At 58.9% G+C, this 9,975-nt stretch carries 7 protein-coding genes and 1 pseudogene; 3 read left to right on the top strand and 5 right to left on the bottom strand.

Annotation, left to right across the window (positions count from 1 at the left end):
• Positions 1 to 76: 76 nt before the first annotated feature.
• The gene (locus tag JWR14_RS16790; protein ID WP_299708756.1) at positions 77 to 622 is read left to right on the top strand and encodes a hypothetical protein; all 546 of its coding nucleotides are present in this window, start codon (positions 77 to 79) and stop codon (positions 620 to 622) included.
• 180 nt (positions 623 to 802) lie between these two features.
• A complete protein-coding gene (locus tag JWR14_RS16785; protein WP_299708754.1) occupies positions 803 to 1,600 on the top strand; it encodes an IclR family transcriptional regulator in 798 nt (265 codons plus the stop codon).
• A 130-nt stretch (positions 1,601 to 1,730) separates the two neighbouring features.
• Here JWR14_RS16785 and pbpG read toward each other — a convergent pair whose 3' ends face one another.
• Together pbpG and JWR14_RS16775 are read right to left on the bottom strand one after the other, a co-directional pair.
• Positions 1,731 to 2,942 (bottom strand): D-alanyl-D-alanine endopeptidase, encoded by a 1,212-nt coding sequence (pbpG, locus tag JWR14_RS16780; protein WP_299708751.1) that lies wholly within the window; start codon positions 2,940 to 2,942, stop codon positions 1,731 to 1,733.
• A gap of 434 nt (positions 2,943 to 3,376) precedes the next feature.
• Entirely contained in the window at positions 3,377 to 4,357 is a 981-nt protein-coding gene (locus tag JWR14_RS16775) for a histone deacetylase (RefSeq protein ID WP_299708748.1), read from the bottom strand.
• 316 nt (positions 4,358 to 4,673) lie between these two features.
• Between JWR14_RS16775 and JWR14_RS16770 the strand changes: the two genes are divergently transcribed.
• Positions 4,674 to 5,246 (top strand): phasin family protein, encoded by a 573-nt coding sequence (locus JWR14_RS16770; RefSeq protein ID WP_031363884.1) that lies wholly within the window; start codon positions 4,674 to 4,676, stop codon positions 5,244 to 5,246.
• 222 nt (positions 5,247 to 5,468) lie between these two features.
• Here the strand turns inward: JWR14_RS16770 and lpdA are convergent, their stop codons facing one another.
• From lpdA to aceE, 3 genes and pseudogenes are all read right to left on the bottom strand, one after another.
• Positions 5,469 to 7,595, bottom strand: a complete 2,127-nt coding sequence (gene lpdA / locus JWR14_RS16765) for a dihydrolipoyl dehydrogenase (RefSeq protein WP_299708743.1) — start codon at positions 7,593 to 7,595, stop codon at positions 5,469 to 5,471.
• Positions 7,596 to 7,816: 221 nt separating this feature from the next.
• A complete protein-coding gene (gene aceF / locus JWR14_RS16760; protein ID WP_299708740.1) occupies positions 7,817 to 9,478 on the bottom strand; it encodes a dihydrolipoyllysine-residue acetyltransferase in 1,662 nt (553 codons plus the stop codon).
• A gap of 87 nt (positions 9,479 to 9,565) precedes the next feature.
• A pseudogene (gene aceE / locus JWR14_RS16755) lies at positions 9,566 to 9,975 on the bottom strand (pyruvate dehydrogenase (acetyl-transferring), homodimeric type); the annotation flags it as partial.

Below are 9,975 nucleotides of genomic sequence, written 5' to 3'. Positions count from 1 at the left end.
TTTACAAACTTCTTGCGACATACGCTCCGCGAAACTGTCAGATACGGTAATTAGTTTAAGGAATGCCTTTCCGCTCATGATGAAACTCACTATTACAAGCCTGATTCTCGCTTCGTCCGCCTTGGTGTCAGGCTGCGCAGTCTATCCGGACGGTACGCCCGCTTATGCGACTGACGGCGGCTATTCCGCCTATCCGCCGGGCTACGCCGGCTACCCGCCGGGCTACGAAGCCGGTTACGGCTATGGCGGACCCGTGGTTCAGTCGGGCGTGGTCATCGGTGGTGGCAACGCATATTACGGCGGCCCGGGCCCTCGCTATTGGAACGACGGCCCGGGTTATCGCCGGCCGCCGCCTCAGGGCGGCTGGGGTGACCGGGGCGGCGGAAACCGGGGCGACCGCGGCGATCGGGGAAACAATGGAGGCGGAGATCGGGGGGGTCATGGCGGACCGCAAGCAGGCGGCCCTCAAGGCGGCAGGCCGCCGCAACAGGCGGGCAACCCTGGCAGACCACCGGCGCCAACGCCCGCTCCGCAGGTGCAGCAGTCGCGCGGGTCAGTGCCGTATATTGGCAAATCTAATTGGGGCAAAGGGCCGGCGCAACAACCTGAGCATAACCACTAGCCCTCTGCTCGCCTCGCTTGCAGCTGACGCCGCCCGAACGCCTCCAAGGTTTCGGGCGGTTTTTATTGTCTGCAGAAAATCTTCACTGCCGCGCCGTTCGTTCCGCAGAGCCTTTCGCACTTTTCACAATACGAGATACAATCATTATTCCGCTGTTTGACGTATCAACTGATTTTCTCCATGAGCGATACGAACCCGGAATCCCGAACGTCCATACAGGTGATCGAGCGCATGATGCGCTTGCTCGACGCGCTCGCCGCGCACACCGACCCCGTCAGCCTGAAAGAACTCTCCCAGAGCACGTCGCTGCATCCGTCCACCGCGCATCGCATCCTGAACGACATGGTGACGTGCCGTCTGGTCGACCGATCGGACCCCGGCACGTATCGGCTTGGCATGCGCCTGCTCGAACTCGGCAATCTGGTCAAGGCGCGGCTTTCGGTGCGCGAAGCCGCCATGCCACCCATGCGCGAACTGCATCGGCAGACAGGCCAGACGGTCAATCTCTCCGTGCGACAGGGCGATGAGATTGTCTATATAGAACGAGCTTATTCTGAACGCTCCGGCATGCAGGTCGTACGAGCGATTGGTGGCCGTGCGCCGCTGCACCTGACGTCGGTGGGGAAACTCTTTCTCGCCGCCGACGAATCCGCCCGCGTGCGCGCGTATGCCACGCGAACCGGCCTCTCCGGCCACACACAGAACAGCATTACGGATATCGGCAAGCTCGAGCGTGAATTGTCGTTCGTGCGCAGCCAGGCATGCGCCCGCGATAACGAGGAACTGGAACTGGGGGTTCGCTGCATCGCCGCCGGCATTTACGACGACACCGGACGGCTCGTCGCGGGCCTCTCACTTTCTGCACCCGCCGACCGGCTGCAAGACTCATGGCTGAATCAACTCAGCGGCACCGCGCTGGAGATTTCTCGCTCGCTCGGTTATCGCCCGGAAGCTAGCGCGGATTCGCAGCAGCGCTAACATTTTCCGTGTGACTACGAAGGATTCGCAGCATTCGCAAGCGATAAAAAACCGGCCTTATCGAACGATAAGGCCGGTTTTTTAACGTTGGGACCGAAACGAGATGCCCAACACGAGATGCTCAACCGCTTCAGGTACCGCCGCCACCCGCATCAGCGCTGGTGATATGCGGCTCGCCAGCACCAGCAGTTTCGCTCTCAAGGAAACCGCGCAAACGGCCGGCATCGGCGAAACGCGAATACTTGCCTGACGAATCGAGCAAGACCATCACGACCGGGCGGCCATGAATGGTCGTCTGCATCACCATGCATTCGCCTGCCTCGTTAATGAAACCGGTCTTCTGCAAGCCGATATCCCAGCTCGGATTCCGGATCAGTGCATTCGTGCTGTTGTACGCAATATTGCGCTTGCCGGTAAACACGTCGTAGCTACGATCGGTCGAGAACTTGCGAATCAGCGGATATTGATACGCCGCGTTCACCATTTTCACGAGATCACGGGCGCTCGATACATTCTGACTCGTCAACCCGGTCGAGTTTTCGAAGTGCGTGTCGGTCATGCCGAGCATCTTCGCTTTAGCGTTCATCGCAGCGATAAACCCAGGACGCCCATTCGGGTAATAACGCGACAACGCCGCAGCCGCGCGATTTTCCGACGCCATCAGCGCGATATGCAGCATGTCTTCGCGATTAAGCTCAGAGCCGACTGAAAGACGCGAACCCGTGAATTTCTCGTAGTCGCGATCTTCGTCGGTGACTGCGATGTCTTCGGTCAGGGGCGCCTTGGAGTCAAGCACGACCATGGCCGTCATCAACTTCGTGATTGAAGCGATAGGCACCACGGCGCGGGAGTTTTTATCGAAGAGGGTTTCTGCTGTGTTCTGGTCCACGACGTACGCAACGCTCGAGCGCAACGCAAGGCTGTCCGGCGTCTCGTGCAGGCCGAACGCCTGGCCAACGGTGGGCGGACGCGGCTGGAACGCCACCGAACGCACGGCAGCACGACGGCCGCGCGCGTCCATCCGGTAACTGACACGATGCCGGCGCGTGGCGCGCGGCGTCTCGTCGTCCTGAACCGCGGCAACTTGAGCGACCTTCGCACCCTTCGCCCCCTTGGCAGTGCGTGCAGCAACTTTCGACGACTTGACGGATTTAGCTTGCGGCGCAGCAACTGCGCCCTTGGCCAGCTTCTTGGTGGATTTCGAGGTTGTAGTCTTGGCAAAAGCGTCGACCGGTGCGGTCGCGAAAGACGTCGCGAGCGCCACCGACACGGCAACCGACAGCGCAGTGCGGACTGCAACGCCGTGGATCACCCTGAGCGACGAAAACATTTCGGTTTTCATTAGTGTTCTGTTCTGGACCGGCGGGAGAGTGTCGCCAGTGTAGTAAAGCTTCGAAAAATTAGCAATATTAAGCACTTATCCGCACTACTTAAACCGGTTTGTAAGACACGATTTATCGAAGCGAACAAATTCTGAGTTCCGATCGTAAAAAATCATCGCCGATGATGCAATCGTTTTAACTGCCACTCTTTATTGCCCGACCTTGGCTATCAGCCTCTTATCGGCAATAGTCTGTAAAACTTGAGGAAGATTTTTTGATCCTGCCCTCAAGGCAAAAATTTCACTAATGGTGTGGACAGCAACAGGAAACGGAGCTTTTCGGCAAGACATGCCGATTCTCAACCGCATTTCGACTGGTATCGAAAGTTTTTGTTCAACAAACTTTGACGAAAACAGCCGATCTCGAATGTTAACGTCGCGTTAACACATTTGGTTTACTGCGTTTCAAACCGTTTCAAATGAAATTTTCCCGAACGCAGTGTACCGAGTGCGTTCGAATCGCGCCGGACACCGAATGCGACGGCGGCAAGCTGAATGGTCTGGAGATGAATGTCGACGGTGACGTTGATATCGTGTCCGTAGCCGCCCGCCATGGTTATCGCCACGGGTAAATCTCGTTCGGTAGCGGCGCTGAACACGAGGGAATCGCGTCTCGCGAGGCCATCGACGCTTAGCGCAAGCCGTCCCAGGCGGTCGTCAACGTGCGGATCGGCGCCCGCCAGATAAATAAGCATGGCAGGTTCAAAACGGCCGAACATCGTCGACAAACCCTCTTCCAGCGCTTCTATATAGGCGTTGTCACCGCAGCCGTCGGGGAGCGCGACATCGAGATCGCCAATCTCCTTGCTGAACGGATAATTCGACGTGCCATGCAGCGACAGCGTGAAAACACTCGGATCATCCTGGAAGATGGCAGCGGTTCCGTTGCCCTGATGCACGTCGAGATCGACGATCGCTATGTGCGGCTTATGCTCACCGCGCTGCAGCGCCTCTGCCTGCAGTGCCCGCGCGGCGACCGCTGCGTCGTTGAACACACAGAACCCCGCGCCGTGTGACCCATATGAATGATGCGTGCCGCCCGCCAGATTCGCCGCAAAACCATCCTGACTAGCGGCATGGCACGCGGCGATCGTCGCCCCGACAGAGCGCCGGGAGCGTTCCACCATTTCCGGCGACCACGGAAAGCCAATCTCTCGCTGCTCGCGGGCATCGAGCGCACCAGTCACCACCCGCTCGATGTAATCGGCCGCATGAACGCGCGCCAGCTCGGAATCAGCTGCGACAGGCGCTTCGTTCAACACGACACCAGGCAGTTCGGCCTGAACACGCTCGCGCAAAAGGTAATATTTTTGCATAGGAAACCGATGGCCGGACGGCAACGGCAACACGAACCGATCGCTATAAAAGGCTTTCATTCGAAACAGAATTCCACTTTTCCAGACTCGCGATCCGTGCACGGACAGCGTTTGCGACTTCCGCCCCAAGCTGGTGCAACGTATCTCGGAATGTAGTTCCACTACAAAGTAGCGCGCTCGTAAGCCATTGTTTAATAAGCATTCATCGGATGTTGCGTCGCACAAAAAGATACTTGACATCTTTAGGAATATGCCTAGAATAGGCTTCATGTTGCGACGCACCAATAGCTGATCGCCTCATACGGTTTCCGGATTTCCGGTCTCCGCCAAAACCCACGACCCGCGCTGATGATGGGTCGACTTTCAGGAGCGTGACATGACCCTTTTGACCCCGGAACAAATCGCCGCTGCAAACAAAGCGCAATTCGATACCCTCTTCGGCCTGACGAACAAGGCATTTGAAGGTCTGGAAAAGCTGCTTGAACTGAATCTGCAAGTTGTGAAGTCGACGCTGGCTGAAAGCCAGGAAAACGCGCAACGCGTGTTGTCGGTGAAGGATGCGCAAGAACTGCTCGCACTGCAAGCCAGCCTGGCTCAGCCGGTCGCGGAAAAGGCGCTGTCCTATGGCCGTCATCTGTATGAAATCGCATCGTCGACGCAAGCTGAATTTGCCCGTGTCGCCGAAGAGCAGTACGAAGACCAGAACCGCAAGGTGCAAACGCTCGTAGAAAACGTCGCGAAGAACGCACCGGCAGGTTCGGAAACGGCTGTCGCCGTGATGAAATCGGCCATCACCGCCGCCAACACCACGTACGAAACGATCCACAAGGCAAGCAAGCAAGCTGTCGAGATCGCAGAAAGCAACTTCAACGCAGCCGCTACGGCCGCCACGAAGGCTGCTTCGCAAGCTACGGCTCAAGCTTCGCGCGCTGCCAAGAAGACGGTCTAAGCGAATTCATTCGCACGCGGTGGCGCCGGGAAATCCGGTGGTGCCGCGAGATGGTCAGGCTGCATGGAAAACCGTTCCAACGAAAGTTGGGGCGGTTTTTTTTCGTGCTCTCTTTTGTGCATTCTCACCGCCGAGCTGCGAAGTCCAACGCACAGGCCCGCAAAAAACAAAGCGGCGCGTTCCTGACGGAACGCGCCGCTTTTTCAACCCGCCAACCGCACCCTACTTCTTGCGCTGCGGCGGCAGATCCGTACACACGCCTTCGTACAACTCAGCGGCCATGCCGATCGATTCGCCGAGCGTTGGGTGCGGATGGATCGTCTTGCCGATATCCTCCGCGTCCGCGCCCATCTCGATCGCCAGACACACTTCACTGATCAGGTCGCCCGCATTCAATCCCACGATCCCGCCGCCGATGATCCGGTGCGTTTCTTCGTCGAAGATGAGCTTGGTGAAACCTTCGTCGCGACCGTTCGCAATCGCCCGGCCCGATGCAGCCCACGGGAACGAGGCCTTGCCGTACTTGATGCCTTCGGCCTTGCACTGGTCTTCAGTCTTGCCGGCCCACGCCACTTCCGGATCGGTGTAGGCCACCGACGGAATCTGCAATGCGTCGAAGTAGGACTTTTCGCCATGCGCCGCTTCCGCCGCAACATGGCCTTCGTGCACGGCCTTGTGTGCGAGCATCGGCTGGCCGACCAGATCGCCGATCGCGAAAATATGTTCGACGTTCGTACGCAACTGCTTGTCGACGTTGATGAACCCGCGATCCGTCACCGCCACGCCAGCCTTGTCCGCGCCGATCTTGCCGCCGTTCGGGCTGCGGCCGACAGCCACGAGCACGAGGTCATAACGCTGTGCTTCAGCGGGTGCTTTTTCACCTTCGAAGCTCACATAGATGCCGTCGTCCTTCGCTTCCGCCTTGGTCGTTTTCGTCTTGAGCATGACGTTCGCGAAACGCTTGGCGTTGAATTTCTCCCACACCTTCACGAGGTCACGATCCGCGCCGGCCATCAGGATATCTAGCATTTCAACCACATCGATTTCCGCGCCCAATGACGCATACACGGTCGCCATTTCCAGTCCGATAATGCCGCCGCCGATCACGAGCATGCGCTTCGGGATCTGGCGCAGTTCGAGCGCGCCGGTTGAATCGACGACGCGCGGATCGTCCGGCATGAACGGCAGCTTCACGGCTTGCGAACCGGCCGCGATGATCGAGTTCTTGAACTGCACAACCTTTTTGCCGTCCTTGCCTTCGATCTCCATGTGATTCGGGCCGACGAATTTGCCGACACCCGTCACCACCTGAACCTTGCGCGCTTTCGCCATGCCGGCCAGTCCGCCGGTCAGTTTCTTGACGACGCCAGACTTGAAGTCGCGGAGCTTGTCGAGATCGATCGTTGGTTCACCGAACGAGATGCCGTGATGCGCGAGTTCCTTCGCTGCGTCAGTGATGGACGCCGCGTGAAGCAAGGCTTTCGATGGAATGCAGCCCACGTTCAGGCATACGCCGCCAAGCGTTTCATACCGTTCGACGATAACCGTCTTCATGCCGAGGTCGGCTGCGCGGAACGCCGCCGAATAGCCGCCGGGGCCGGCGCCGAGCACGAGCATGTCGCATTCGATATCAGCGGAACCGGAGAACGACGCGGCCTTCGGTGCAGGCGCGGCAGTGGCTTTTTCAGCCGGTTGCGGCGCAGCGGTCTTCGGCGCGGCCGGCGTCGGTTTTTCCTCGACCTGGCTGACACCACCGCCCTGGCCTTCCAGCGTGAGGATGACCGAGCCTTCGGAGACGTTGTCGCCGATCTTGACCTTAACTTCCTTGACCGTGCCCGCTGCAGGAGACGGCACGTCCATGGTCGCTTTGTCGGATTCGAGCGTGACGAGCGATTGTTCTTTCTCGACCGTATCGCCGGCCTTCACGTGAATCTCGATAACCGGGATGTCGGTGAAATCGCCGATGTCCGGCACCTTCACATCTTGCGAGCCACCGCCTGCGGGTTTTTGTTCAGCGGGCTTGGACGCGGCGGCTTCCTTTGGCGCGGGCGCATCGGCTTTCGTCGCAGCGGGCTTTTCGGCGGGTGCGGCGGGCTTTTCGCTGCCGGCGTCGGCTGTTTCCACCACTGCGATCACGGTGCCTTGCGAGACTTTATCGCCGGCTTTTACCTTGACTTCCTTGACCGTACCCACGAGGTCGCTCGGCACTTCGATGGAGGCTTTGTCGGATTCGAGGGTGAGGACGCCTTGTTCTTTCTCGATGGCGTCGCCGGCTTTGATATTCACTTCGACGACATCGACGTCTTTGAAATCGCCGATATCGGGTACTTTAAGTTCGGTGAGACTCATGTTGTCCCCTAAGAAGGAAGCGGGCAAAACCAAGAGACAAGAACGCAACGCGTAGCCCTTGGTTCTGCCGTCGGCAGACTTGCCTTTCTTTGCTTACTTTCTTTGGCAATTCAAAGAAAGTAAGTGCCGCCCCGCACAGGGGCGACTCGCAAAATGCAGTGCAAAGCAGGTTCAATGAAGCGGCTGGCGGCCCAACACAAGCGGCCCGCCAAGCACAAAAATCAAAGACTCACACGACGGAAATCCGCCAGCACAGCAGAAAGGTAGGCATTGAACCGCGCGGCCTCGGCGCCATCGATAACCCGATGATCGTACGACAGCGACAAAGGCAGAATCAGGCGAGGTACAAACGCCTTGCCGTCCCACACCGGCTTCATCGCGCCGCGCGACAATCCCAGGATTGCCACTTCAGGCGCATTGATGATCGGCGTGAAATGCGTTCCACCGATGCCACCCAGTGACGAAATCGAGAAACAGCCGCCTTGCATCTGGTCCGGCTTGAGCTTGCCTTCGCGCGCCGCCTTCGACAGATCGGCCATCTCCTTGGCGACATCGACGAGGCCCTTCTTGTCCGCGTCCCGAATCACCGGAACCATCAAACCGTTCGGGGTATCGGCGGCAAAACCAATGTTGTAATACTGCTTGAAGACGAGGTTATCGCCATCGAGGCTCGCATTGAACGTCGGGAATTTCTTCAATGCGGCAACCACCGCCTTGATCACGAACGCGAGCATGGTGAACTTCACGCCGGCCTTTTCGTTTTCCTTGTTCAGCGTCACACGCAGCGCCTCGAGGTCGGTGATATCGGCTTCGTCGTTGTTCGTGACGTGCGGAATCATGACCCAGTTGCGATGCAGATTCGCGCCCGAAATCTTCTTGATGCGCGACAGCGGCTTCGGATCGACAGGACCGAACTTCGTGAAGTCAACCTTCGGCCACGGCAGCAGGTTCAACTCGCCGCCACCGGCCGGCGCTGCGGCGGTTGCCGCCGGCGCTTTACCCTGGCCGCTCATCACGCCCTTCACGAACGCGGTTACGTCAGCTTGCGTGATGCGGTTCTTGGGACCCGTGCCCTTGACGGACGCGACATCCACTCCGAGTTCGCGCGCAAATTTACGCACGGACGGCGACGCATGGCTCGACGTGTGCGCCCCGCCTTCGCCCGCCGGAATAGCCGGAGCGAGCGCGAGTGCGGACGGCGCCTCTTTCTGGGCCGGCGCGGACTTCGCCGGTGCATCCGACGGTGCTTCTGTCTTTGGTGCTTCCTGCTTGGGCGCAGCGGCAGGCGCGGCCGCTCCTTCACCGCCTTCCAGCACAAGAATCAATGTGCCTTCCGAGACGTTGTCACCCACCTTGACCTTGAGTTCCTTGACCGTGCCCGCTGCGGGAGACGGCACGTCCATGGTGGCTTTATCGGATTCGAGCGTAACGAGCGATTGCTCCTTCTCGACCTTGTCGCCGACCTTCACGTTCACTTCGATGACCGGGATGTCCTTGAAGTCGCCAATATCCGGCACCTTCACTTCAACCGATCCGCCGCCCGACGATGCAACGGCCGCAGCCGCCGCAGGCGCCTTTTCCTGGGCAGGTGCTTCGGCAGGCTTTTCAGCTGCCTTTGGTGCAGCAGCCGTGCCGCCCGATTCAGCCGCTTCCAGCACGACGATCAACGCGCCTTCCGACACATTGTCGCCAACCTTGACCTTCACTTCCTTCACGACGCCGGCTGCCGAGCTGGGCACGTCCATGGTCGCTTTATCGGATTCGAGCGTGACGAGCGATTGCTCCTTCTCGACGGTATCCCCAACTTTCACCAGCACTTCGATCACCGGAATGTCCGTGTAATCACCGATATCCGGCACCTTGACTTCGATCGCTTGACTCATTGTTTATTGTCTCCTGGGTCGCGACGCGAAAATCGCCCTGCTGGCAAGCAAGGCGACTTCGCGCAACAACACTCGGGGGCCGATGCGTTAAACCGTCATCGGGTTGGGTTTAGCAGGGTCGAGCGCGTACTTCTTGATCGCGTCGGCGACAATCTTGCGGTCGATCGTGCCTTCGTCGGCCAGCGCATTGAGCGCCGCGACGGTGACCCAGTAGCGGTCGACTTCGAAGAAATGGCGCAGCTTTTCACGCGTGTCCGAACGGCCATAACCGTCCGTGCCGAGCACGACAAACTTGTTCGGCACGTAACCGCGAATCTGGTCAACCAGTGCGCGCACATAATCCGTCGATGCAATCACCGGACCCTTGGCGTCCTTCAGCAACTTGGTCACGTGCGAGACACGACGCTCTTCGGTCGGATGCAGCAGGTTCCATCGCTCGATGTCCATGCCTTCGCGCGCCATTTCCGTAAAGCTCGGAACGCTCCAGAGATCGGCGG

The sequence above is a fragment of the Caballeronia sp. genome (assembly GCF_028292365.1).
Classification (GTDB): Bacteria; Pseudomonadota; Gammaproteobacteria; order Burkholderiales; family Burkholderiaceae; genus Caballeronia.
Note: the sequence above shows the minus strand (reverse complement) of the source record. Positions and strands in the feature narration are given on the sequence as shown.

What these genes read in the sequence shown, in the direction of transcription:
- JWR14_RS16775 (WP_299708748.1), bottom strand. Translation starts at nt 4,357, where the DNA reads ATGAAAGCCTTTTATAGCGATCGGTTCGTGTTGCCGTTGCCGTCCGGC.
- JWR14_RS16785 (WP_299708754.1), top strand. Translation starts at nt 803, where the DNA reads ATGAGCGATACGAACCCGGAATCCCGAACGTCCATACAGGTGATCGAG.
- JWR14_RS16790 (WP_299708756.1), top strand. Translation starts at nt 77, where the DNA reads ATGATGAAACTCACTATTACAAGCCTGATTCTCGCTTCGTCCGCCTTG.
- aceF (WP_299708740.1), bottom strand. Translation starts at nt 9,478, where the DNA reads ATGAGTCAAGCGATCGAAGTCAAGGTGCCGGATATCGGTGATTACACG.
- JWR14_RS16770 (WP_031363884.1), top strand. Translation starts at nt 4,674, where the DNA reads ATGACCCTTTTGACCCCGGAACAAATCGCCGCTGCAAACAAAGCGCAA.
- lpdA (WP_299708743.1), bottom strand. Translation starts at nt 7,595, where the DNA reads ATGAGTCTCACCGAACTTAAAGTACCCGATATCGGCGATTTCAAAGAC.
- pbpG (WP_299708751.1), bottom strand. Translation starts at nt 2,942, where the DNA reads ATGAAAACCGAAATGTTTTCGTCGCTCAGGGTGATCCACGGCGTTGCA.